Origin of the sequence: Gordonia sp. DT219 (assembly GCF_049847065.1) — a bacterium.
GTDB lineage: Bacteria > Actinomycetota > Actinomycetes > Mycobacteriales > Mycobacteriaceae > Gordonia.
The window spans coordinates 33,847-57,324 of record NZ_JBNCNR010000013.1; the positions used below are offsets into that span (position 1 = coordinate 33,847).

The 23,478-nt window shown below is 67.5% G+C and carries 20 protein-coding genes; 8 read left to right on the forward strand and 12 right to left on the reverse strand.

Going from position 1 to position 23,478, the window contains the following annotated elements; all coding sequences use genetic code 11:
* The first annotated feature begins 16 nt into the window (after positions 1-16).
* Both ACPXB3_RS15535 and ACPXB3_RS15540 read left to right on the forward strand, forming a co-directional pair.
* On the forward strand, positions 17-517 hold the full coding sequence (locus tag ACPXB3_RS15535; protein ID WP_425728308.1) for a MarR family winged helix-turn-helix transcriptional regulator: 501 nt from the start codon (positions 17-19) through the stop codon (positions 515-517).
* Positions 514-2,079 (forward strand): DHA2 family efflux MFS transporter permease subunit, encoded by a 1,566-nt coding sequence (locus ACPXB3_RS15540; RefSeq protein WP_425728310.1) that lies wholly within the window; start codon positions 514-516, stop codon positions 2,077-2,079. Before ACPXB3_RS15535 ends, ACPXB3_RS15540 begins: the two co-directional genes overlap by 4 nt.
* 77 nt (positions 2,080-2,156) lie before the next feature.
* Here the strand turns inward: ACPXB3_RS15540 and ACPXB3_RS15545 are convergent, their stop codons facing one another.
* Both ACPXB3_RS15545 and ACPXB3_RS15550 read right to left on the reverse strand, forming a co-directional pair.
* Positions 2,157-4,334 carry a S9 family peptidase gene (locus ACPXB3_RS15545; protein WP_425728311.1) on the reverse strand — a complete coding sequence of 726 codons (2,178 nt, stop codon included), beginning with the start codon at positions 4,332-4,334 and terminating at the stop codon, positions 2,157-2,159.
* 7 nt (positions 4,335-4,341) lie between these two features.
* Positions 4,342-5,229, reverse strand: coding sequence for a phosphoribosylaminoimidazolesuccinocarboxamide synthase (locus tag ACPXB3_RS15550; RefSeq protein ID WP_425728313.1), 888 nt, complete (start codon positions 5,227-5,229; stop codon positions 4,342-4,344).
* A gap of 48 nt (positions 5,230-5,277) precedes the next feature.
* Here ACPXB3_RS15550 and ACPXB3_RS15555 point away from each other — a divergent pair, with 48 nt between their 5' ends.
* The gene (locus ACPXB3_RS15555) at positions 5,278-5,565 is read left to right on the forward strand and encodes a SelT/SelW/SelH family protein (protein ID WP_425705948.1); all 288 of its coding nucleotides are present in this window, start codon (positions 5,278-5,280) and stop codon (positions 5,563-5,565) included.
* A 67-nt stretch (positions 5,566-5,632) separates the two neighbouring features.
* On the opposite strand, the gene ACPXB3_RS15560 is transcribed toward ACPXB3_RS15555, so the two are convergent.
* The 4 genes from ACPXB3_RS15560 to ACPXB3_RS15575 all read right to left on the reverse strand — a co-directional run bounded on the left by ACPXB3_RS15560 (position 5,633) and on the right by ACPXB3_RS15575 (position 8,721).
* Entirely contained in the window at positions 5,633-6,106 is a 474-nt protein-coding gene (locus tag ACPXB3_RS15560) for a VOC family protein (protein WP_425705947.1), read from the reverse strand.
* Positions 6,107-6,176: 70 nt separating this feature from the next.
* Complete coding sequence (gene purB, locus ACPXB3_RS15565) at positions 6,177-7,604, reverse strand: adenylosuccinate lyase (RefSeq protein ID WP_425705946.1); 1,428 nt, start codon at positions 7,602-7,604, stop codon at positions 6,177-6,179.
* Positions 7,605-7,652: 48 nt separating this feature from the next.
* The gene (locus ACPXB3_RS15570) at positions 7,653-8,075 is read right to left on the reverse strand and encodes a hypothetical protein (RefSeq protein ID WP_425728315.1); all 423 of its coding nucleotides are present in this window, start codon (positions 8,073-8,075) and stop codon (positions 7,653-7,655) included.
* 43 nt (positions 8,076-8,118) lie between these two features.
* Positions 8,119-8,721: a TetR/AcrR family transcriptional regulator gene (locus tag ACPXB3_RS15575; protein WP_425705944.1), complete on the reverse strand. Its 603-nt coding sequence runs from the start codon at positions 8,719-8,721 to the stop codon at positions 8,119-8,121.
* Positions 8,722-8,839: 118 nt separating this feature from the next.
* Here ACPXB3_RS15575 and ACPXB3_RS15580 point away from each other — a divergent pair, with 118 nt between their 5' ends.
* Positions 8,840-9,604 (forward strand): DUF6882 domain-containing protein, encoded by a 765-nt coding sequence (locus tag ACPXB3_RS15580; RefSeq protein ID WP_425728317.1) that lies wholly within the window; start codon positions 8,840-8,842, stop codon positions 9,602-9,604.
* Between the two features lie 111 nt (positions 9,605-9,715).
* On the forward strand, positions 9,716-10,627 hold the full coding sequence (locus ACPXB3_RS15585) for an alpha/beta hydrolase-fold protein (protein WP_425705942.1): 912 nt from the start codon (positions 9,716-9,718) through the stop codon (positions 10,625-10,627).
* A gap of 659 nt (positions 10,628-11,286) precedes the next feature.
* Here ACPXB3_RS15585 and purD read toward each other — a convergent pair.
* From purD to ACPXB3_RS15605, 4 genes are read right to left on the reverse strand one after another with little or no spacing between them, the layout of a single operon-like run.
* Positions 11,287-12,540: a phosphoribosylamine--glycine ligase gene (purD, locus tag ACPXB3_RS15590; protein WP_425705941.1), complete on the reverse strand. Its 1,254-nt coding sequence runs from the start codon at positions 12,538-12,540 to the stop codon at positions 11,287-11,289.
* A gap of 10 nt (positions 12,541-12,550) precedes the next feature.
* Positions 12,551-13,753: a low temperature requirement protein A gene (locus ACPXB3_RS15595; RefSeq protein ID WP_425705986.1), complete on the reverse strand. Its 1,203-nt coding sequence runs from the start codon at positions 13,751-13,753 to the stop codon at positions 12,551-12,553.
* Positions 13,754-13,803: 50 nt separating this feature from the next.
* Positions 13,804-15,975 carry an ArnT family glycosyltransferase gene (locus ACPXB3_RS15600; RefSeq protein ID WP_425728319.1) on the reverse strand — a complete coding sequence of 724 codons (2,172 nt, stop codon included), beginning with the start codon at positions 15,973-15,975 and terminating at the stop codon, positions 13,804-13,806.
* Between the two features lie 8 nt (positions 15,976-15,983).
* A complete protein-coding gene (locus ACPXB3_RS15605) occupies positions 15,984-17,255 on the reverse strand; it encodes a glycosyltransferase (protein ID WP_425728321.1) in 1,272 nt (423 codons plus the stop codon).
* 99 nt (positions 17,256-17,354) lie between these two features.
* Between ACPXB3_RS15605 and ACPXB3_RS15610 the strand changes: the two genes are divergently transcribed.
* Entirely contained in the window at positions 17,355-19,469 is a 2,115-nt protein-coding gene (locus ACPXB3_RS15610) for a RecQ family ATP-dependent DNA helicase (protein ID WP_425705938.1), read from the forward strand.
* A gap of 42 nt (positions 19,470-19,511) precedes the next feature.
* On the opposite strand, the gene ACPXB3_RS15615 is transcribed toward ACPXB3_RS15610, so the two are convergent.
* Positions 19,512-19,937, reverse strand: a complete 426-nt coding sequence (locus ACPXB3_RS15615) for an HIT family protein (RefSeq protein ID WP_425705937.1) — start codon at positions 19,935-19,937, stop codon at positions 19,512-19,514.
* A gap of 200 nt (positions 19,938-20,137) precedes the next feature.
* Here ACPXB3_RS15615 and ACPXB3_RS15620 point away from each other — a divergent pair, with 200 nt between their 5' ends.
* Together ACPXB3_RS15620 and ACPXB3_RS15625 are read left to right on the forward strand one after the other, a co-directional pair.
* Positions 20,138-21,142, forward strand: a complete 1,005-nt coding sequence (locus tag ACPXB3_RS15620; protein WP_425705985.1) for a DNA adenine methylase — start codon at positions 20,138-20,140, stop codon at positions 21,140-21,142.
* 3 nt (positions 21,143-21,145) lie between these two features.
* The gene (locus ACPXB3_RS15625) at positions 21,146-21,985 is read left to right on the forward strand and encodes a hypothetical protein (protein ID WP_425705936.1); all 840 of its coding nucleotides are present in this window, start codon (positions 21,146-21,148) and stop codon (positions 21,983-21,985) included.
* A 20-nt stretch (positions 21,986-22,005) separates the two neighbouring features.
* Here ACPXB3_RS15625 and ACPXB3_RS15630 read toward each other — a convergent pair whose 3' ends face one another.
* The gene (locus ACPXB3_RS15630; protein WP_425728323.1) at positions 22,006-23,445 is read right to left on the reverse strand and encodes a HAMP domain-containing sensor histidine kinase; all 1,440 of its coding nucleotides are present in this window, start codon (positions 23,443-23,445) and stop codon (positions 22,006-22,008) included.
* Between the last annotated feature and the right edge of the window lie 33 nt (positions 23,446-23,478).

Consider the following 23,478-nt stretch of genomic DNA (forward strand, 5'->3'; position numbering starts at 1 on the left):
CGTTAGTATTTTTCGGGTGTCCTCTTCCATCGATTCCGCGTGCCGTGCGCTGCACGAGTTCTTGGATCGACTGACCTGTCTGGGCAAGGCCGCCGCGATGGACGACCTCGCCACCACCGACCTCACGTTCTCGCAGATCCGAGTGGTATTCGCCGCCGGTGACGCCCAGGTGCCGATGTCGGTCCACGAGATCGCCGACGTCATCGGCCTCTCGCTCGCCGCGACCGGACGGACCGTCGACCGGCTCGTGCGGCTCGGCTTCGTCGACCGCCGCGAAGATCCCGCCGACCGCCGGGTCAAGCGGATCAGTCTCACCGACGGCGGCCGACGCTTCGTCGACGAACAATTGAGCATCCGCCAGGAGGTCATCACCGACTTCGTGGCCCGGTTGCCCGCCGCACACCGCGAAGCATTGACCGACGCGCTACGGCCCATCATCGACTCCCCCACCGACTACTTCGATCCGACCCGTCCCGCCCACGAACAGACCGCCCACGAACAGAGAGTCTCGTCATGACCAGTACCTCCACCGGCGATCACGCCCACGCCGGCCCACCGGATACCAAACTCGACCGGCACGTGCTGACCGTCGCCGGCGTGGTCGTGCTCGGCGCCATCATGTCGATCCTCGACGTGACCGTGGTGTCGGTGGCGCAGAACACCTTCCAGGAGACGTTCAACACGAATGCCGCCGGTGCCGCCTGGACGATGACCGGCTACACCCTGGCACTGGCCGCGGTCATCCCGCTCTCGAGTTGGGCCGCAGCACGTTTCGGCACCAAGAAGGTCTACATGACCTCGCTGGTTCTGTTCCTCGTCGGCTCGGCGTTGTGCGCGGTCGCGTGGAACATCGGTTCCCTCGTCACCTTCCGCGTGATCCAGGGCCTCGGCGGTGGTCTGCTGATGCCGATCGGCATGATGATCCTCACCAAGGCCGCGGGTCCCGAACGCGTCGGCTCGGTGATGGCCGTCCTCGGCATCCCGATGCTGCTCGGCCCGATCGCCGGCCCGATCCTCGGTGGTCTGCTGATCGAGAAGGCCAGCTGGCACTGGGTGTTCCTGATCAACGTCCCGATCGGTCTCGTCGCACTCGTCTATTCATGGCTGGTGCTGCGTGACGACGAGGAGAAGACCCGTCCGACGTTCGACATCTTCGGCTTGCTGATGCTCTCGCCAGGCCTGGCGCTGTTCCTCTACGGCATCTCCTCGAGCACCGACGCGGGCACGTTCATGGACACCAAGGTGCTGGTCACGACGATCATCGGTGCCGTGCTGATCATCGCGTTCGTCTTCCACGCACTGCGGGCAAAGAATCCGCTGCTGGATCTGCGGCTGTTCAAGAACAAGACCCTCACCGTCGCGGTGCTCACCATGACGACCTTCATGATCGCCTTCTTCGGTGCGGCACTGCTCTATCCGCAGTACTTCATCGGTGTGCGTGGCGAGTCCACGTTGATGGCCGGCCTGTTGCTGGCGCCGCAGGGCCTCGGCGCGATGCTCACCATGCCGATCGCCGGTCGCCTCACCGACAAGATGGGACCGGGCAAGTTCGTCCTCGGCGGCATCGTGCTGATCTTCCTCGGCATGGGCTACTTCGTCTTCCTCGGTGCCGACACGCCCTACTGGGCGGTCTGCCTGGCGCTGTTCGTGCAGGGCCTCGGCATGGGCATGACGATGATGCCGATCATGTCGGCTGCCCTGGCGACCCTGAGCAACTCGCAGGTGCCCGACGGTTCGACGTTGATGAACGTGGTCCAGCAGACCTCGTCGTCGATCGGCACCGCCGTGATCTCGGTCGTCCTGGCCAACATGTTCAAGTCGCACCCGGAATCGCTGCTGGCGATCAGCTCGAACGCGGCCCCGGACAAGTACCAGGCAGCGGTCAAGGCCGGGCAGGCACCGGCACAGATCGACCACCAGTGGTTCGACTGGGCGGCAAGCGCATTCGGACAGACGTTCATCGTCTCCGCGGTGCTGGTCGCAGTGACCGTGATCCCCGCGTTCTTCCTGCCCCGCAAGAAGATCGCCTCCCCGCTCGTCGAGGAGGACATGGATCGCGCACCGACGCTGATGCACTGAGCGCCCGGCATCGCGAACAAGGAGGCCCGCACCCGTCACCCTGGGTGCGGGCCTCCTTGTTCGATGGCTGCGGCGTATCAGGCCGTGACCGCTCCGGTCTGCGCCAGGATCCAGGCGATCTCGAAGGCGATCTCCTCCCACTGCTTGTAGCGGCCGGAGACACCACCATGACCGGCCGACATCTCGGTCTTGAGCAGGATCGGATTGTCGGAGGTGCTCAGTTCCTGAAGCCGGGCAACCCATTTCGCCGCCTCGGTGAACAGCACGCGGGTGTCGTTGAGCGACGTCTGGGCGAGAATGGCCGGATACGGTTTGGCGGTGACGTTCTCGTAGGGCGAGTACGACTTCATGTACTCGTAGACGACGGGATCGTGGAGCGGGTCGCCCCACTCGTCCCATTCGATCACCGTCAACGGCAGTGACGGGTCCAGGATCGAGTTGAGTGCATCGACGAACGGCACCGACGCGAGGATGCCGTGGAACAGCTCGGGTGCCAGATTCGCGACCGCACCCATCAACAGACCACCGGCCGAACCACCTTCGGCCACCATCTGTTTCGGTGTGGTCCAACCACGTTCGACGACGTAGCGGCCGGCGTCGACGAAGTCGGTGAAGGTGTTCTTCTTGGTGAGGGTCTTGCCGGTCTCGTACCAGTGCCGGCCCATCTCGCCGCCCCCGCGGACATGGGCGAGCACGAACACCACCCCGCGATCGAGCATCGACAGCCGCGACACCGAGAACGACGGATCGAAACTGGCTTCATACGAGCCGTAGCCGTAGAGCAGCAGCGGCGCCGGTGCCGCGCCCTGTGCACCGGGTTCCGCCACGGACTTGCGGCGCACGATCGAGAGCGGGATGCGCGTGCCGTCGGCGGCGGTCGCCCATTCCCGCGACTGCACGTAGTCGTCGATGTCGTAGTCGCCGAGCACCGGCTGCCGTTTGAGCAGAATCCGCTCCCCGGTCGTCACGTCGAGTTCGAACAGCTCCGACGGTTCGATGAAGCTCCCGTACCCGAAACGCAGCCTCGGCGTGGCCCACTCACGATTCCCCCCGAGACCGAGGGAGAACAGTTCCTGCGCGACGGCGACCTCGATGAAGTCCTCGGCCACCGGGACGCCGTCGATCCGACGCAGGTCGGCGATGGCCGCCCGCGGCAACGCGTCGGCCCGATAGCTCAGGACCAGGTAATCCCGGAAGGCGTCGACGTCCTCGATCCGGAAGCCCCGGCGATGCCCGATGAACTCGGTCCGGGCGCCCGGATCGTCGGCAGGCGCGATGTCGACGGCAAAGTCCTCGGCCTTCTCGCCGTCACGAATGTCGTTGTGCACGATCAGGAAGTAGTCACGGCCGTCGATCTCGGCATGCTCGACGTTGTACTCCACGCCGTCGACCCGTGGTGCGACGCTGCGGAATTCGCCGGTCGGATCGTCGGCCGCGAGAACGAAGCATTCGGAGGTGATCTTGGAGCCGACCGCGACCACCAGGTACTTGTCGCTGCGGGTCGCGCCCATGCCGACCCAGTACCGCTCGTCGGGTTCGTAGAAGACCTTCACATCCGGCGTACCGGCACCGATGTCGTGGCGCCACACCGTGTCCGGGCGCCACGCGGCGTCGACGGTCTGATAGAAGACATGCTCGGTGTCGGCGGACCACACGGCGCCGCCTGCGGTGTCGGCGATGACATCGTCGAGCAGCTCGCCGGTCCGAAGGTCCTTGAACCGCAATGTGTACCGTTCGTCACCGACGACGTCGGTGCTGTAGGCCAGCCAATTGCCGTCATGGCTCACCGTCAGCGCACCCACGCTGAAGAAGTCGTGGCCGTCGGCCTCGGCGTTCGCGTCGAAGAGCACTTCCTCATCGGGCAGTGGCGTATCCTCCGACACGGTCGGCGGGGTCCAGTCGTCCGGATCGCCGATCGGGCAGCGGCATTGCGTCCCATACTGTTTGCCCTCGAGCGTCCGCGCGAAATACCAGTAGTCCCCACGCCGCGACGGCACCGACATGTCGGTTTCCTTGGTGCGCGAGCGGATCTCGTCGAAGATCGTCGATCGCAGGTCCGCGAGCGGGGCGGTGTGTTCCTCGGTGTAGGCGTTCTGCGCCTCGAGGTAGGCGATCACCTCGGGATCGTCCTTGTCGCGCAACCACTCGTAGTCGTCGATCACGGTGTCGCCGTGATGCACACGCTCGGTGGGAACCTTCTTCGCCGCGGGTATCGCGGTACGAGCGGCGGGTTGCGACGTCGATGAGTCGGTCACGGAACTCCTATCCCTGCGGCCAGTCATCGAACGATTTCTGCGAAATCCATTCGTAGGCCTCGATGTAACGGTCTCGGGCACGGCTCACCACTTCGGGCGGGAGAGCCGGCGGTGTTTCGTCGGAAGCGCGGTCCCAGCCGGATTCCGGCGAGGTCAGCCAGTTGCGGACGATCTGCTTGTCGAAGCTCGGTTGCACCCGCCCGGGCATATAGGTGGCCGCCTCCCAATACCGCGACGAGTCCGGGGTGAGGACTTCGTCGGCCAGTACCAGCGATCCGTCGGCATCCTGTCCGAACTCGAACTTGGTGTCGGCGAGGATGATTCCGCGCTCCGCGGCCAACTCGGACGCGCGCCGGTAGATGTCGAGGGTGGCGTCGCGCAGCGCCCCGGCCAGGCGGTCCCCCACGTGGGCGGCGACGGTCTCGAAGCTGATGTTCTCGTCATGATCACCCTGTTCGGCCTTGGTGGCGGGGGTGAAGATCGGCTCGGGCAGTCTGTCGGACTCGTCGAGACCGGCAGGCAAGGCCACTCCGCACACCGCACCGCTCGCCCGGTAGTCGACGAGGCCCGAGCCGGTCAGGTAGCCGCGGGCCACACATTCCACCGGCACCATCGGCAGCTTGCGCACCACCATCGAGCGACCCACGCAGTCGGCGGGGATGCGATCGTCGGTGGGCCCGCCGACGAGATGGTCGGCGACCCCGAGCGCATCGAACCAGAAGAAACTCATCGCGGTCAGGATGCGCCCCTTGTCGGGGATCGCGGGGCTCAGGACGTGGTCGTAGGCCGAGATCCGATCGCTGGCCACCATCAGCAACGTGTCGTCGTCGATCTGATAGATCTCGCGGACCTTGCCGGAGGCGAGGAAGGTGTACGAGTCGAGGGCCGGACGCATGGTCTCGACCATAGTGCGCGGCAGCGATGTCTGGCAGGCTGGGTGGCCATGGGCGCCCCGCAGATCACCATCACCTACTGCACACAGTGCAACTGGCTGTTACGGGCGAGTTGGATGGCCGCCGAACTGCTGTCGACGTTCGGCGCCGACCTTGCCGCGGTCACCCTGCGTCCGGGCACCGGCGGCATCTTCGTCATCGACGCCGACGGCCGGCAGATCTGGGAACGCAAACGCGACGGCGGATTTCCCGACGCGGCCGAACTCAAACGCCGCGTCCGCGACTCGGTGCTGCCCGACTGGCAGTTGGGGCACGCCGAACGGCCGGAAGTCGAATAGGCGGAAGTCGGATAGACGGAAGTCGGATAGACGGAAGCCGGATAGGCGGCCATCCGACTGCTCCGGCTCAGTCGAGGCAGAACTCGTTGCCTTCGGGGTCGGCCATCACGAGGTGTCCGTTCTGCAGCGGCGGCGCCGGTTCGTGCCGCGCGATCCGGGTGGCACCGGCGTCGATCAGCTCCGCGCACCTACGCTCCAGGGCGGCCATCCGCTCGTCCCCCGACAACCCGGGTGCGGCCCGGACGTCAAGGTGGACACGGTTTTTGACGGTCTTGGTTTCGGGAACCCGTTGAAAGAAGATCCGCGCGCCCACGCCTGAGGGGATTCGGCCCGCTCGCTGCGCTCCCGGCGCGGCGGGGTCGATGAGCGCCGACGCATCGTTGCGCCGATCCTCGGGGATGCCCATCGCATCGAGCGCGGCATCCCAGGTGTCGAAGCCCGGCGGCGGGTCCTGGAGCCGATAGCCCAGCACCTCGGCCCAGAACGCGGACAACGCCGCCGGATCGGCAGAATCGATGGTGACCTGGAATTCGAATGTCATGCCGGTGACGGTGCCACACATTGCGGACATCCCCGGTCCGCAACAGCGAATCGCTGTCAGAGAATCGGCGTCAGAGAATCGGGGCCGGCGTGTACGCGGCGGCCTCGGGGTTGCCTGCGATGATCTTCTCCGCGGCGGCGATGACGTCGGCCACCTGACGGCCGGCCGCACCGACGAAGGCCTCCTTGTCGCCGAGCAATGCGTCGAGCTGTGCCCGATCGAGCGGGATGCGGTCGTCGGCGGCGAGGCGATCGAGCAGGTCGGGGCGGCGACCCTGTTCCCGCATCGCGAGCGCGACGGCGACGGCGTTCTCCTTGATGGCCTCGTGCGCGGTTTCGCGTCCGACCCCGGCGCGTACCGACGCCATCAGCACCTTGGTGGTCGCCAGGAACGGCAGGTACCGATCGAGTTCGTTGGCGATCACCGCCGGGTACGCGCCGAATTCGGCGAGCACCGTCAAGAAGGTCTCCATCAGTCCGTCGATGGCGAAGAACGCGTCGGGCAATGCCACGCGACGCACCACCGAGCAGAAGACGTCACCCTCGTTCCACTGGGCGCCCGCGAGCTCGGCGGTCATCGACCCATACCCGCGCAGCACCACCTGAAGTCCGTTGACGCGTTCGCAGCTGCGGGTGTTCATCTTGTGCGGCATCGCCGACGACCCGACCTGCCCGGGCTGAAAGCCTTCGGTCACCAGCTCATGGCCGGCCATCAGCCGGATCGTGTGGGCCAGCGACGACGGTGCCGCGGCGAGCTGGACCAGCGCGGAGACCACATCGTGGTCGAGCGAGCGAGGATAGATCTGCCCGACCGAGGTGAACGACCGCGAGAATCCGAGGTGCGTGGCGACGCGTGCCTCGAGGTCGGCGAGCTTGGCGGCGTCGCCACCGAGCAGGTCGAGCATGTCCTGGCTGGTGCCCATCGGGCCCTTGATCCCGCGCAGCGGGTAGCGGTCGATGAGCTCGGCGAGTCGGGTGAGTCCGATCATCAGCTCGTCGGCGGCCGAGGCGAATCGCTTGCCCAGCGTCGTCGCCTGCGCGGCCACGTTGTGGCTGCGGCCGGCCATCACCACCGACGAATACTCCGCAGCACGTTCGACGAGCCGTGCGAGCACCGCGACACCGTGTGCATGCACGTACCGCAACGACTGCAGGATCTGCAGCTGCTCGACGTTCTCGGTGAGATCACGGCTCGTCATCCCCTTGTGGATCTGCTCGTGGCCGGCCAGCGCGTTGAATTCCTCGATCCTGGCCTTCACGTCGTGGCGGGTCACGCGCTCGCGCTCGGCGATCGAATTCAGATCAACCTGGTCGACGACCCGCTCGTAATCGGCGATCGCATGCTCCGGCACCTCGATCCCGAGGTCGCGCTGCGCCCTGAGTACCGCGATCCACAGCTGCCGTTCAGCGATGATCTTGTTGGTCGCCGACCAGATCGAGACGAGATCGGCCGACGCATAGCGGCTCGCAAGGACATTGCTGATGGCAGGTTTCGACACGTCAACAGTGTAGTTTGCGGCGCGCGACAGCGGTCAGCGCTGTCGGCGTCAGAGCGCGAAGCAGAGACCACCCGAGCCGTAGCCCTGATGGACCCGCGCGACGGTGGTCGGCGACTTCTGCCCGTTCTGTACCGCATAGAGCGTGCGGTCGCCGAGGTGACGCGGTACCCAGATCACCGTGGCGCTCAGCTGATACGCCGGCGTCTTGCCGATGAAGATCGGCGGAAAGCCCTTGCGCTGCTCGTAGAAGGAGACCATGCCGACCGAGTTCACCGGCACGGTCAGGCTATAGGCGCAACCGGTGCCGTAGACAACCGACGAGAACGGAATTCCGGGGTCCGGCTGGCCGCTCGGCGCCGCCTGCGCCGCCCCGGCGCCCGGTCCGCCGATCAGTGCGGCAGCCATCACCGCCGCCGTCGCCGAGATCGACAGCATTGCGCGCCGCCACCGTGTCACCGAGCGTTCCCCCATGGACTCCTCTTTTCTCACGTCATATGTCTTGTCTTGCGCCACTTCATATTCGCGGTGCGAGTAGGTCGACGACCCCGCCCAGTGCCGCCCGGGCCGCCTCGAACGGTGATCCGTCCGAGCAACCCAGGGACCCGACCACCGCCCCATCCTCCACCGCGATGAGCCAATCCACCTGTCGCGGGTCGCAGCTCCGCCCCGATTTGGCCAGCACCCCTTCGTGGATCTCGGACACGTGCTGCCTGCGCTCCTCGACGATGTCACAGAGCAGCGGATACCGGGGTGCCAGCGCGATCAGTTCATAGCGTGCGGCGAGATCCTCGATCGGGGTCTGCGATCCGACGAACACCGCCGACAACGCCTCCGCGGTGGCCGCGACACCACGCCGCCGACGGGTGAGTGCCGCGCCGCGGGCCGCGATGGCCTCGTCGGCGCTCCGGGTGATGTACTGCGCGGCCTCGGCCATCAGGTCTTCGAGCGATGCGAAGTAGTACGTCGTCGAGGCCAGCGGAAGCTTCGCGCGATCTGCCACCGCGCGGTGGCGGACCGCGTCGAATCCACCTTCGAGCAGCAATGCGCCGGCGGCCTCGATGAGTCGAGTGCGCCGGCGCGTGCCCTTCGGGGTGGCGGCCGATGTCATGGCGACCATGCTGCCAGGGTGACCTGGATCACCATGCGCTTTTCGGCGGATCTGCCGTCGTGAGGGCGGTCGTTCGATCACCCGACAGAACGATCGCGGGGGTCGTCGGGCGGCTTAGCGTAGCCGCATGTCTCTCGACGGTTTGCGCGCAGTGGCCGACTGCGGCGCGTGGTACGCCGAACTTCGCCGCACGGCACTGCAGCACCACCTGACGCGCGAACTCGGCGAGTACACCTGCAACATCGTCGGCACTGCGGCGGTGTTCACGGCGATCGACGATCCGCTCCGGCAGATCCGGGCCCACCGCTCACCGGTGGCGTCGGTGGGTGACCCGGGACGCGGGGGCGCCACGATCCGGTGGGCGTGGGCCGCCCCCGATCCGGACCTTCCCGCCGACCTGCGGGTCGCCGAGCTGCGACGCGCCGGCGAACGCCTGAATGTGGCCGGACTGCTCGCACCCGAACTGCCTCTGCCCTGTCCTCCGGATTCCTTGGCCCCCAACGTGATCGCCGCAACCATCGGCGCGGTGGCCGTACAACTCACCGGTGCCGGTCCGGATCTGCGCGTGGACAGAGCCGACGGCGGCTTCGACGTGATCATGGTGACCGGACTTGCACTGCCCGAGCCGACGTTCGCCGATCTCGTCGCCGCATTGCCCACGTTGCTCGACGCGGTGCCGGTCGGCGATCACCGGGTGGCGCTGCACGGTGTGGCCGTCCGACTCGGCTGGCATGTGGTGTGGCAACGGATACCGGAGGTCGGAATCGACGCCGGCGAGGTCTCGCACTGCGTCGTCACCGACGGCTCGTCCGAGATCTCGCTGTCGTTCGACGTCAACGGGCAACCGCTGGATGGACAACCGCTGCACGGCGAACGGGCGTTGCCGGCCTGAACGGAGCCGTCGACGTTTCCCGCTCACTCATTTGCTTCCCGCTCACCGAGATCGGAGCGCGGGAAGCAAATGAGTGAGCGGGAAGTCGGTTCCTCACCTAGCCTTGTCGCGATGACCGTCGACAGTGCCCCCACCACAGCCGGGCTGACCCGCCGCGGTCTGCTCGGCGGCGGACTGGCCGCCGCAGCGTTGGGGCTGGCGGCCTGCGCCGAGCGGACGGTCCCGGTCAACAGCCGACGTTCCACCGACGCCGCCGACGACCTGTTGCCGTCGACGACCTCCACCCCACCGATCGGCGACGGGCCGCCGTTGACCACCGGCAGTTTCGTCTCGACCCACATGCTCGGGCGGGAGACCCGATGGGTGATGGCCCGCCCGCATGGCGTGAGCGGCGTCCTGCCGGTGGTCGTGGTGCTGCACGCGCTCACCACCGACGAGATGACGATCTTCACCTCGCCACTGGCGATACACAAGCAATTGCAGACCTACGTCGACGCCGGCAACACACCGTTCGCGATCGCCGCCGTCGACGGCGACCGCAACTACTGGCATGCCCGCGCCGACGGCACCGATGGTGCGGCGATGGTGATCGACGAATTCATCCCGATGCTGGAGACGAATCCGGACCTGGGGTTGTCCACCGATCGGATCGGACTCTTCGGGTGGTCGATGGGCGGATACGGCGCGCTGCGCATCGGGGCGACGCTGGGGGCTTCGCGCGTCGCGTCGATCGCCGTGAGCTCACCGGCACTGTGGGCGGACCCACGCAACTTCCCGCGCCGAGCCTTCGACAATGTGGCTGACTACCAACGGAATTCGCTGTTCGGCCAGCAGGATGCCTTCCGTCGGATTCCGCTCATGATCGCGGTCGGCTCCGAGGACCAGTCCTTCTCCTACACCCAGCAGTGGGCGGCCGGACTGCATCCGCCCGCCGCGTTCACGACCGGTCCGGGCGGGCACGACAACCGCTACTGGCGCGGCGTGCTGCCCGAGCAGATCGAATTCCTCGGGCGCAGTCTGTAGTAGATCACCGGCCTACGTGAAGACTGTCCACCGCAGGGAAACCCGTTCACCACTGTGGCAACTGTTCACTGGTGTGGCGAAAGTAGTTGCAGCCCTTGTGAAATCGATGCCACCACGCCTTCGGCTTCACGGTCCGCAGACCTTTCTGCCGAACTGTTCGCGGGCCTCATCGCACAACTCGACGACCGGACGGTCCGCGCGGACATCGGTTCGCGGGAAGCGTTCACGGCGATGCAGCAACTGATCATCTTGCGCAACAAGGTCGATCACCTCGCCGCGACGTTGACCGGTGAGTTCGACCGTCTCAAGGTGACCGCACCCCAAGGCCGTCCGGTGCGGCAACTGTTGATCACCATGGGAATCGCGCCCGCTGTCGCCGGCCGGCTTGTTCGCGTCGGAACCGCCACGGATATCGACGCGGTTTGCGTATTCACACCGTCGACGGTGCGATATCCCTCGACCACGCCGACGCCATCGTTCTCGGACTCGGCCACATCGACTACCTCGACAGCGCGGCCTGAATCCAGCCGCCCGCAACTACTTTCCGACCCTGCACCCGCCTGCCGGGACCGCAACCGTACCTTGAGAACTTCACAGGGCGCCGGCCCCCCGAACGCGGGCTTCACCTGGCCTCGCCGATCACCCCACCGAGGTGGCGGTCACAGCGAGATCGCGCCGTCGAGCGCGGCCTTACCGATATCGGTGCGGTGATGCGATCCGGCCAGCTTGATCGCGGCGACCCGCTCATCGGCCTGCGCTCGTGCCGCGGCGAGGTCTGCACCGACCCCCACGACGCCGAGGACGCGACCACCCGCCGATACAACGTTGCCGTCGGCGTCGCGCCTGGTTCCCGCGTGCAGCACGCCGGGCCCCTCGGCGCCGGTGATCACGTCGCCGGTGCGGGGGCTGCCCGGGTAGTTCTCGGCCGCGATCACCACGACGACGGCCGCCCCCTCGGCCCACTCCAGTGGCGCCAGGTCGGCGAGCGTTCCGGTGGCGGTGGCGTGAAGCGCTTGCCCGAGAGGTGATTTCAGCAGCGCCAGCACCGCTTGTGTCTCCGGGTCACCGAAGCGGCAGTTGAACTCGACGACCGCAGGCCCGTCGGCACCGATGGCCAGCCCGGCGTAGAGCAGACCGCTGAACGGGCAACCGCGCCGCACCATCTCGACGGCCACCGGCTCGACGACCTCGGTGACGATCTGCGCGGTGACCTCCGCGGGCAGCCACGGCAGCGGCGTATAGGCGCCCATTCCGCCGGTGTTGGGCCCGACGTCGCCGTCGCCGACGCGTTTGTGGTCCTGGGCCGGGATCAGCGGAACCACGGTCTCGCCGTCGACCAGGCAGAACAGTGAGACCTCCGGGCCGTCGAGGAAGCTCTCCAACAGCACCGGATGCCCGCTCTCGAGACATTCCGCGGCGTGATCGCGGGCTGTGGCGCGGTCGGTGGTGACCACCACGCCCTTACCCGCGGCCAATCCGTCGTCCTTGACCACCCACGTCGGTCCGAAGCGGTCGAGGGCGGCGTCGAGGTTCGCCGGACTGTCGACGACCTCGGCGTGCGCCGTGCGCACCCCGGCCGCGGCCATGACGTCCTTGGCGAATGCCTTGGAACCCTCGATGCGGGCGGCGTCGGCGCCCGGACCGAAGGTGGCAAAACCGGCTGCCCGCAACGCATCCGCGACCCCGAGCACCAGCGGCACCTCGGGGCCGATGACGACGAGGTCCGCCGCGATCGTGCGGGCCAGACCCACCACCTCGTCGGCGGAGGCGACGTCGACCGCATGGTTGGTGGCGACGGCCGCGGTACCGGCGTTGCCCGGGGCAACATGCAGATCGGTGACCGACGGATCGTCGGCGAGTCCGAGGAGCAGGGCATGTTCGCGGCCGCCCGAGCCGATCACGAGTACGCGCACGCCCACGACTCTAATTCGTCGGGTTCGGACTCGTCCGAGCGCGTCGGCGTACCCCGAAGATCTCGTCGACCACCACGATGAACACGGGCGCGCACGCCACCAAGACCACGGCCGCCGACAACGACAGTCCGGCGTCGGCCGACCAGACCGCGGCCACCAGGAAGGCGATGGCCCCTGCTCCGCCGAGCAGCGTGAGCGGCTCGAAGGGCAGCAGGTAGTCGTACATCACGAGCAGTCCGACGCAGTAGATGCCGAGTGGTACGGCCAGCGTCGCCACGACCGCGCCCGGTCCGATCGAGGCCTCGTGTTCGGTATGCAGCGCCGACACCTCCAGCCCGGCGCCGGTGGCCGCGGCGGCGATGAAGACGACGATGTGACCGTATCCCCACGGAAAGCACTTCTCCGGGTGCGCATGCAGCCGATCGCCGACCGGGATGACGAAATACATCCACCACATCGCGAACGTGATGACGATCGCCGCGATCCCGAAGACCGCGGACTGCACCGACCAGCCCTGCGCCGCGATGGTGGCCTGCATCACCGCCACCGTGCCGACCACGCCCTCACCCAGGGTGATGATCGTCAGCAGCGAGTAGCGCTCGGCGATGTGATGGGGATGCCAGGGCGTCCGCTTCACGAAGTTCTCGGCGATGATCGGCCCCAGCAACTCGATCAGCGCACAGCACGCGATGGCGACGAAGGTGGACCACAGAGACAGCGGGATGATCGCGACGACCACCCAGGCGACCTGAGCGACGAAGACGGCACCGGCGTAGGTGAAGCAGGTGTTCCGATATTCGGCGCTCTGGACCCCGGCCCGGATCCATTGGGTGAGCAAACCGACGCGCATCACCACGTAACCGATGACGAGTACCCGGATGTCGACGTGCGCGTGGTGCTCGATGGAGGTGAACGCCGGGGCGACCCCGAGTGCCAGGATCGCCACGCCGATCATCTGGACGAGGACGACACCGCGGAAGAACCAGTCGTCGGTGTCGAACGCCGACGCGAACCAGCTGAAGTTGATCCACGCCCAGATCGCCGCGAAGGTGCAGAACACATAGCCGAATATCGCAGTGCGGTAATGCCCTTCGGCGAGATAGTGCGCGACTTGCGTCCCGGCGACGGAGAACACGACCACGAAGACGAGGTCGTAGAAGAGTTCGAGATTGGTCGCGGCCCGCCCCTGTTGGCGCGGGTCGCGACCGGTCATCCGTACGAGACGATGTCCGATCCGTGATGCCACCTGGGCACCCTAACGGATCAGATGGGCGACGTCAGGTCATACAAGGTGACATTGTCAATCGTCAATTTGTGGAAATGTTGTTCCACCCAGTCGGTGATCTGGGCCGAATTGCCATCGGAGCGACCACCCATCATGCCGCCACCGCCGATGAAGTAGTGGATCTTCTTCTGCTCCACCAGGTTGCGGAACCCGGCAAGGGTCGGCGACGGGTCGGTGCCGTTGAATCCGCCGATCGGCATCACCGAGTACCCGGTTTCGAGCTGATAGCCCGAGGCGGTGTTGGAACCGATCGCTGCGGCCACCCAGGTGAAGTCGGCGGCGTTGCTGCTCAGTGTCGCCACCATCTCGGCACTGGGCTTGGACCCCGTCAACAGCCCGCCGCCCGGGCCGTTCATCCGGCCCATGCCGCCGGAGCCGTCGGAGGTCGGCGTGCCGCCGAAGCCACCGGGCACCCCCGGCATCCGGCCACTCCCCGGCATCTGACCCATCGGACCCTGACCCGGGCCACCCATCTGCCGGCCGTGACGGCCGTGGAATCCGGGACCGCCGAACCCGCCCGGGCCGTCACCCGCTACGCGCGGACCGGCGCTGATGATCGAGCCCTGCTTGGCGGTGGTGATGGTGTCGACCGTGTAGGCCAACGGCCCGGCCAGGCCGGCGACGAGCGCGAACACCAGCGCGGCCGCCGACATCGGGCCCCGCTGGGCGAGGAGCATCACCGCACCGCCGACGAGACCGACGAACAGCACCGCCCAGCGCAGCCATGGCACAAAGTCCGGTGCGCGGCCCAGCAACACGAATCCCCAGATAGCGGCCGCCCACACCGACGCGGCGAGCAGCACACGCACCCACGGCGTCTCCCGCGCCCGCCACGCCACCGCCCCGCCGCCGGCGAGAACCGCCGCCACCGCCGGTGCCAGCGCCGCGGTGTAGTAGCTGTGGAAGATCCCCGCCATGAAGCTGAAGACCGCCATCGTGACGACGAGCCACAGTCCCCACACCGACAGGTAGGCGCGGCGCAGGTCGGTGCGTGGGGCCCGTCCGATGATCACCAGCGCACCGATCCCGAGGATCAGCGCGCTCGGGATCAGCCACGCGATCTGGCCCCCCTGGGCGGGCTCGAACATCCGCAGGACGCCGGTCTGGCCCCACATGCCGCCGCGGCCGCCCGGCCCGCCCGGACCACCACCGCCGGGGAACGCCATTGCACCGAGCTCGCCGGCGCGAGCGCGCCCACCGCCACCCGGCGTGACGCTGCCGGTCTCATCGCCGCTGAGACGCCCGAAGCCGTTGTACCCCAAGGTGAGTTCGAGAATCGAGTTGTGCTGCGACCCGCCGATCCACGGCCGGGAGGACGCCGGCCACAGTTCGACGGTGAGAAGCCACCACCCCGCGCTGACGATGAGCGCAGCCAGTGCGGCGAACAGATGGCCGACGCGCCTGATCCACCCGTGCGGCCCACATGCCAGATACGTCACCGCAAGTGGCGGCACGATGAGCATGACCTGCAGCTGCTTGGTGAGGAAGCCGAATCCGACGAACACACCGGTGAGGATCATCCACCGGATACGTCCGTCCTCGACCGCCTTCAGGCAGGCCCACACGGCGGCAATCATCAGCAGGATCAGCAGGGCCTCAGGGTTGTTGAAGCGGAACATCATTGCCGCAACCGGTGTCAGCGCGAGTACCGCGCCGGCGAGGATGCCCGCCCAGTGACCCAGATGACGACGGGTGATCACGTACAGCAACGCCACCGAGGCGACACCCATCAGTGCGTTGGGCACCAGGATCGCCCAGGGGTTGAGACCGAAGATCCGCACCGAGATCGCCGGAATCCACAGCGAGGCAGGCGGTTTGTCGACCGTGATGGAGTTGGCCATGTCCGAGGACCCGAAGAACCATGCCTTCCACGATTGCGATCCGGCCTGGATCGCCGCCGCGTAGAAGGAGTTGCCCCAGCCGTTGAGCGACAGGTGCCACAGGTCGATGATGGCGGTGACCACGAGCAGCGCGGCCAGCGATGACCACTTCCACAGTGCCGGCGGAACGTCGAGTACTGCGAGACCGACGCGGCCCCGGGGATGAACATCCGGGGCCGTCGCCGCGCCGGTCGCGTCTGCGGGCTCGCTCGGCGAACCGGGGTTCGCGCCGTCGTCGGGAGTCGCGAAAGCGGAAGCGGGGTAAGTCATCAGATCTTTCATCGGACGGTCTCGGTGGCGTGACGGCGCGATTGGGGTGACCGGAACACCCACCGCAGCCCGACGAATCGGGTGGCGGTCGCGACCAGGTTGGCAATCACCAGCACGAGCAGTTCGACGTGCTTGTCGGCACCGGGGGCGAATCGGTGCAGACCGACCAGCGACAGCGCCGTCACCGCCCAGCCGAACACGAACACGCCGAGCCCGAAGAACTGGTGTTTGACCGCGTTCTCGCGGCCCTGCACACCGAAACTGAAACGCCGGTTCGCGGAGGTGTTGAGCACGGCCGTGACCGCCAGGGCAAGGAAGTTGGCGACCTGCGCACCGACGAGCTCGTGCAGGACCAGGTAGAGCACGGCATAGGCGATGGTCGAGACGACACCGACGACGCAGAATCGGGCGAGCTGGCCGACCAGGCCGGGTGGCACACCCGCGATCGCCGGTCCGGGCGCCCGTTCCCGGCCGATCATCGTGCGCAGGTCCGCGATGGGGAGTGTGCCCATGGCGAGCGCATAACCCACACGCGCACATCCCTTCAGGTCCTCGACGGCGGTGGCGACGACGTCGACGGTACTGGCGGGATCGTCGATCCAGTCGACCGGCACCTCGGCGATCCGCAGTCCGACGCGCTGGGCGATGACGAGGAGTTCGGTGTCGAAGAACCAGCCGGTGTCGGTGATGTAGGGCAGCACCTGCCTGCCGATGTCGGTGCGCATCGCCTTGAAGCCACATTGCGCGTCGGAAAACTTGGCGCGCATCGTGGTTCGCAGGATCAGGTTGTAGGAGCGCGAGATGAACTCCCGCTTGGGTCCACGCACCACCCTCGCGTCCTTGGCGAGCCGGGACCCGATCGACAGGTCGGAATGTCCGGAGATCAGCGGCGCGATGAGTGGCATCAACGCGTTGAGATCGGTGGAGAGGTCGACGTCGCAGTAGGCGACTATCTGGGCGTCGCTGCGGCTCCACACGGCCTTGAGCGCTCGACCGCGACCCTTCTCGTCGAGATGTATGACGCGGATGCCACCGATCTCCGCGGAGATCCCGGCCGCGATCGCCACCGTCGAGTCGGTGCTCGCGTTGTCGGCGACGGTGATGCGCGCCGAGAAGGGCACCTCGTTGCGGAGGTGTTCGCGGAGCCGTTGCAGGCAGCGCGCGATGTCGTTCTCCTCGTTGTACACGGGGACCACGATGTCGAGGACCGGGGCGGCGTCGGAGCTGTCGGCGACCACCATGATCGGAGCGGCGGCCTTCGAGGCCGCTTCGGACGTCATGGCAATGAGCTTCGCCGCCGCGGCTTCGTCCACTCTGCACCCGACCTGTCGGTTTGCTGTGAGGCACGAGTGTCGGAGCGTGACGATAGATTGGGGCGCATGCCGGGTACCCAGACACTGAGCTCCTCAGATCTCGCGGCGGCCGACGCGGTGATCACCAGCCTCGCCGGCCCCGGCGCCGAACTGCGCGATGACCAGCTCGAGGCGATCACCGAGTTGACCACCCGACCGGCCGCGCGGGTGCTGGTCGTCCAGGCCACCGGATGGGGCAAGTCGGCGGTGTACTGGGCAGCCACGGCGATTTTGCGTGGTCGGGGCAGCGGGCCCACCTTGATCGTTTCTCCGCTGCTGTCGTTGATGCGCGATCAGGTGGCCGCGGCGGGGCGGGCCGGGCTGCGGGCGGCCACGCTGAACTCGTCGAATGTGTCGGAGTGGAACGAGATCGAGGCGCAGTTGCGGGCCGGTGATCTCGACGTGTTGCTGGTGTCGCCGGAGCGGCTGGCGAATCCGGGTTTCGGACGTCGGGTGCTCGATGCGATGGCCGGTCATCTCGGCCTGCTCGTCATCGACGAGGCGCATGCGATCTCCGATTGGGGGCACGATTTCCGGCCGGATTATCGGCGGGTCGCCGATGTGCTGCGCACCCTGAATCCGCAGACACCGGTGCTGGCGACCACGGCGACCGCCAACGAGCGGGTGACCGACGATGTGGCGGCCCAGCTCTCCGCCGGCGGCGATACACACACCGAGACCTTGGTGCTACGTGGTCCGTTGGCACGTAAATCGTTGCACCTCAACGTGATCGACGGCCTGTCGCCGATTCAGCGGTACGGCTGGGTGGCCCAATACCTGCCGGAGCTGCCCGGCTCGGGGATCGTCTACGTCCTCACCGTCGCCGACGCCGACCGCCTCGTCGGCGCGATCGGTGCGGTGCACGGTGACGACTTCCCCGTCGCCGCCTACACCGGTCAGCTCGACGCCGACCGGCGTCACGAGCTCGAGGACGCGTTGCTGCGCAACGAGGTCAAGGCGCTGATCGCGACATCGGCACTGGGTATGGGATATGACAAACCCGATCTGGGTTTCGTCGTGCACGTCGGGTCGCCGCCGTCGCCGGTGTCGTACTACCAGCAGGTGGGCCGTGCCGGGCGCGCCCTCGACGAGGCGGTGGTGATGCTTCTGGCCTCGGCCACCGACGACGCGATCTGGGAGCATTTCGCCACCGCCACGATCCCCGACCCGAAGCGCATGCAGGTAGTACTCGATGCGCTGGCCGAAGCCGGCGAACCGATGAGCGTGGTGTCACTGGAGGCGCAGACCGGATTGCGGCGCGGGCGAATCGAATTGATGCTCAAGCAACTCGCCGTCGACGGGGCCACCGAACGCGGACCGGACGGGTGGTCGGCGACCGGACGTGACTGGACCTTCGACGCCGCCCACTACGACGGCGTGCTCGCGGTGCGGCGCCGCGAGGCCGACATCATGCGCGACTACATCTCGTCGCGGCGCTGCCTGATGCAGTTGCTGACCGAGTCGCTCGACGATCCGGCGGCCGGGCCGTGCGGGCGGTGTTCGGTGTGCCTGGGACACCTCACCGAACCGCTCGACGACGCCGTCGATCCGGCGGTGGTCCGGTCGGTGACGGCGACGCTGCGCCGCTCGGCGCAGGTCATCGAGCCGCGCAAGATGTGGCCCGGTGGCGAGATCGGGCGCGGCCGCATTCCGGCCGGACGGCTCGCCGAGCCGGGCCGGGTCCTCGCGCATGCCGACGCACCGGAGTGGACCGACCTCCTCGCGGCGGCCCGCGGCCACGACCCGCAGGCACTCGCCGACCTCGGCGACGCGGCGGTGGCGACGCTGTCGGCCTGGGTGCGTCAGAGCGGTCGCCGGCCGGATCTGATCTGTTCGCTGCGGCTGACCGGCACGACCCTCGCCGAGGATCTCGCCGCGCATCTGCGCACGGTGGGCAGGCGCGACGGTACCGCCATGCCGGTACGCATGGGCGACGAGCCACCCCGGGACGCGCCGGGCGCGGCGGAGGCGCTCTTCTGGCGGGACCGCCTCGGCGATCCGCCCGCCGACGTGGCCGGCCACTCGGTGCTGCTGGTGGTGGACGAATCGCGCTCGGGCTGGCCGATCACCCTGGCCGCGGCCGCGTTACGCGATGCCGGCGCGACGGCGGTCCTGCCGTTGCTGATCCACCGGACGGTGTGAGGTCCGCACCGTGTGACCCGTCGGCGGCACACCGAAATGTGCTCAGTCGTCGACGTATTCGGAGTACCCGGTCGAACGGAGCGCGGCGCGGATCTTCTCGGCGTCGGCGTCGAGTTCTTCGGGGGTGATGTCCTTGCGGGCGTTGGCGAGATCGAAGGTCTCCATGCTGGCCGCCGGGAACACGTGCACGTGCACATGGGGCACCTCGAGACCGGCGATCAGCAGGCCGATCCGCGGTGCGCCGAAGGCCTCTTTGACCGCACGGCCGACCTTCTGTGCGACGTCGGTCAGGTGGGTGAAGGACGCAGTGTCCATCTGCTCCCAGTGATCGACCTCTTTGCGGGGCACCACCAGCACGTGTCCGGGGGCGACCGGCTCGATGGTCAGGAACGCGACGGCCTGCCCGTCGCGCCAGACGAATCGTCCGGGCAGTTCCCCATTGATGATCTTCGTGAAAACCGACGACATGGCCCACAGTCTAGGGCTCGTCCCGAGCGTTCCCGTCCGGCCGCCGCCGAGAAGTTCATCGACGTGTTGGCGAATCGTTGTCGTGGGTCCGTGACATCCTTTCTGCTGTGAGTCCCGCAGAGTTCCCCGCCGCATCCGGTCGACGCGCCGGTTCCGTCGACATCGTCGGTGCCGCGCAGCGTTTCCCGCGGCTGCGTTACATGGGCTCCAAGTACCGCCTGATCCCCCACCTCGAGCGCACCTTCGCCGAGATCGGCGGCGTCACCGCAGTGGACGCGTTCTCCGGCTCCGGGGTGGTGTCCTACCTGCTCAAGGCGCAGGGTTTTCGGGTGGCCGCCAACGACTTCCTCAACTTCCCGCACATCATCACCCGCGCCACCGTCGTCAACTCGTCGGTTCGGCTCGAGGCGGATCTGATCGAGGAGATCTGCGGGCCGGCCGCCGACGACCGCGATTTCATCTCCGCCACCTTCGACGGCCTCTACTTCGATGCCGCCGATCGTGCCTTCCTGGACTCGGCATGGTCACACATCGCGAGGCTGCGCGGTTATCGTCGCGATCTGGCGATCTCGGCGCTCGTGTTGTCGGCGGCTCGCAAGCAGCCGCGTGGTGTGTTCACCTTCACCGACTCCAGCCGCTACGCCGATGGCCGCCGCGATCTGACGATGTCGCTGCGTGATCACTTCCGGCTGCGGGCCACCGCCGACTACAACGCGACGGTGTTCAGCAACGGCTCGCGCCACCACAGCTCGTGCGGCGACGTCTTCGACCTCGATGCCACCGCGGTACTGGGATCCGCACCGGATCTGGTCTATCTCGACCCGCCCTACGCGCCGCCCGCCGACGACAACGACTACATCAAGCGCTATCACTTCCTCGAGGGGCTCTCGGCCTATTGGGAGGGGATGAGCATCATGGAGAACACCAAGACCAAAAAACTCCCGAAGCGCTACACCCCATTCGCCTACAAACACAGCATCGACGACGCGCTGGTCCGCACCTTCGATCATTTCGAGGATGCGGGCGCGATCGTGTTGTCGTACTCGTCCAACGCGCTGCCCGGCCCCGACCGCATCGTCGACCTACTCGGCAAGGTCAAGCCGCACGTCGAGGTGATCGCCATCGATCACAAGTACAGCTTCGGCACCCACGCCGCGGCCACCCGGCGCGACGTCAGCGAATTCCTCTTCATCGGCCGGGACTGACCGATGGCCGACGCGCCGGATTTCGACGAGTACCTGACGACGTTGGGGCGCTTGACCTCTCACGTCGATCCGACCGCGTCGACTCCTGCGGCCGAGCACATCGCGGCGGCCACCGCCGGTCTCGGCGAGCTCATGGCCACCGACGTGGCCGGGCTGGCCGCATGGGTCCGGGAGAATCCGGCCGACGTTCCGATCCTGGGTCTGGCGATCGGCCTCTCCCAGGAGAAGCTGAAAAACGTCCTGCGCGACCGCTTCGACACGTCGGGCTGGCATGGACTGGCCCGCAGCCGGCCCGTCGAATTGGTGAGCTGGCTGGACGAAGAGTTCGACCTGGTACGGATGCTGAGCGCCCAGATGCATCGCACCTACACCTTCGCCGACGTCCTCATCGCCCGCGCCGGCACCCGGGTGACCGCGACCCGGGCCGGCGCCTCCGGCCGTCGCATCGAGGACGAGATCGAGGACATCGCGCGCGACCTCGGACTCGACTACGTGACACGCTCCCGGTTCTGCGGCCGCAACGGCCGTACCGCACCCGCCGACCTCATCGTCGGAGACCCGCAGACGCCCGACATCGTCGTCGCCGCAAAGGGTTTCGATTCCACCGGCTCCAAATTGACCGACGCGGTCCGGGAGATCGAGGAGATGGCGCAGGTCCGGCTGCCCCGGCAACTCGTGCTCGCGGTGATCGACGGGATCGGCTGGAAGTCGCGCCAGGCCGACCTCCGGCGCATCCACCAGTTGTGGGTGGATCGGGAGATCGACGGCATGTACACGCTGGTCACCCTCGACCGATTCCGTGCCGACATCACCGAGTTCGCGCGCCTGCGTCAATTGATCTGAGGGTCAATTGATCTGAGGTCTCACTCGGCGAGCCGGGGCAGCCGCACCCAGAAGCAGGCCCCCTCCCCCGGCGCCGAATCGACCCCGACGCGGCCGCCGTGCGCGCCGACGAGGGCGGCCACGATCGACAATCCGAGTCCACTGCCGCCGCCGACACCCCTGGACCGGGAGGTGTCGCCGCGGTAGAACCGCTCGAAGACGTGCGAGCGTTCCTCCGGGGTGAGGCCCGCGCCGGTGTCGCCGACGGTGAGGACCACCTCGTCCGACCCGTCGGGAACCGCGATCCCGACGGTGATCGCCGCGTCGCCTGGCGTGTGCACGACCGCGTTGTTGATCAGGTTGCGGATCACCTGTACGAGTCGCGCCGAATCGCCCCACACGATGGGCGGCTCCTCGGTTGCGGCAACCTCGAGCCGGATGTCGCGATCGGGGGCCGCGGCACGCGCGGCATGCACGGCGTCGGCGGCGAGCATCAGGATGTCGACGTGCTCGAAGTCGAGGGGCCGGTGGGCGTCGAGACGCGCGAGTACCAGCAGATCCTCGACGAGCAGCGCCATCCGGCCGGCCTCGTCGTCGATGCGCCGCATCGCATCGCCCGGATCGTCGACCGCGCCCTGTCGATACAGTTCGGCGAACCCCTTGATCGAGGTGAGCGGTGTGCGCAGTTCGTGGCTGGCGTCGGCGACGAAGCGCCGCATCTCCTCCTCGGATCGACGTGCCTGCTGCTCCGACGCCGCCGTCGTCGCAAAGGCGTGCTGGATCTGCCCGAGCATCGTGTTGAGCGACGCCGACAAACTGCCGACCTCGGTATTGGGCGGACCGGTGGCCACCCGCATGTTGAGGTTGCCCGCGGCGATCGCATGGGCGGTCTCCTCCACGCGGTGCAGTGGCCGCAGACTCGAGCGCACCACCAGGTAGCTGAGCACTCCGAGCACCACCACGACACCCGCACCGATCCCGAACTGCAACCACATCAACCGCGACAGCGTCTTGCTGACGTCGGTCAGCGGAACGGCCACCACCGAGACGCCCTCGGGTCCGGTGCGTTGGATCACCCGCCACTGCGGTCCGTCACCGCCGTCGGAACCGACGGTCGTCGGCTGCACGTCGCCCGAACCCAGCCCGTCGATGTCGGGAACGTGGGCAAAGTCGGTGGAGTTGGTGATCACCTGACCCGAATTGAGCACCGTCATCACGAAGAACGACGACGGCGGACGCCGTGGACCGATGGGCGGACCCGGCTGCTGCGCCATCTCGGGGCTCCGGGGTTTGGCCCAGGTCGCTATCGCCGAGTCCAGCCCTTGGTCGGTACGCGAGAGCAGATCGGAACGCATCGCCGAGGTCACCGAGATCCCGGAGACCAAAAGCCCGACCCCGACCAGTCCCATCGTCAGTACTACCAGCGAAATACGCAGCGGAACACCACGTTTGGCGATGGCAGTGCGGCCACGCAGAGTCATCGGCCGTGTCCGGTGGAGATACATCGTCCGGAC

Excerpts from the sequence above, each read along its gene's own strand:
- ACPXB3_RS15540 (WP_425728310.1), top strand. The coding sequence starts at position 514 with ATGACCAGTACCTCCACCGGCGATCACGCCCACGCCGGCCCACCGGAT.
- ACPXB3_RS15550 (WP_425728313.1), bottom strand. The coding sequence starts at position 5,229 with ATGCGTCCGGCCCTCGACTCGTACACCTTCCTCGCCTCCGGCAAGGTC.
- ACPXB3_RS15555 (WP_425705948.1), top strand. The coding sequence starts at position 5,278 with ATGGGCGCCCCGCAGATCACCATCACCTACTGCACACAGTGCAACTGG.
- ACPXB3_RS15560 (WP_425705947.1), bottom strand. The coding sequence starts at position 6,106 with ATGACATTCGAATTCCAGGTCACCATCGATTCTGCCGATCCGGCGGCG.
- ACPXB3_RS15570 (WP_425728315.1), bottom strand. The coding sequence starts at position 8,075 with ATGGGGGAACGCTCGGTGACACGGTGGCGGCGCGCAATGCTGTCGATC.
- ACPXB3_RS15575 (WP_425705944.1), bottom strand. The coding sequence starts at position 8,721 with ATGGTCGCCATGACATCGGCCGCCACCCCGAAGGGCACGCGCCGGCGC.
- ACPXB3_RS15580 (WP_425728317.1), top strand. The coding sequence starts at position 8,840 with ATGTCTCTCGACGGTTTGCGCGCAGTGGCCGACTGCGGCGCGTGGTAC.
- ACPXB3_RS15585 (WP_425705942.1), top strand. The coding sequence starts at position 9,716 with ATGACCGTCGACAGTGCCCCCACCACAGCCGGGCTGACCCGCCGCGGT.
- ACPXB3_RS15595 (WP_425705986.1), bottom strand. The coding sequence starts at position 13,753 with ATGACCGGTCGCGACCCGCGCCAACAGGGGCGGGCCGCGACCAATCTC.
- ACPXB3_RS15600 (WP_425728319.1), bottom strand. The coding sequence starts at position 15,975 with ATGACTTACCCCGCTTCCGCTTTCGCGACTCCCGACGACGGCGCGAAC.
- ACPXB3_RS15605 (WP_425728321.1), bottom strand. The coding sequence starts at position 17,255 with ATGACGTCCGAAGCGGCCTCGAAGGCCGCCGCTCCGATCATGGTGGTC.
- ACPXB3_RS15610 (WP_425705938.1), top strand. The coding sequence starts at position 17,355 with ATGCCGGGTACCCAGACACTGAGCTCCTCAGATCTCGCGGCGGCCGAC.
- ACPXB3_RS15615 (WP_425705937.1), bottom strand. The coding sequence starts at position 19,937 with ATGTCGTCGGTTTTCACGAAGATCATCAATGGGGAACTGCCCGGACGA.
- ACPXB3_RS15620 (WP_425705985.1), top strand. The coding sequence starts at position 20,138 with ATGGGCTCCAAGTACCGCCTGATCCCCCACCTCGAGCGCACCTTCGCC.
- ACPXB3_RS15625 (WP_425705936.1), top strand. The coding sequence starts at position 21,146 with ATGGCCGACGCGCCGGATTTCGACGAGTACCTGACGACGTTGGGGCGC.
- ACPXB3_RS15630 (WP_425728323.1), bottom strand. The coding sequence starts at position 23,445 with ATGACTCTGCGTGGCCGCACTGCCATCGCCAAACGTGGTGTTCCGCTG.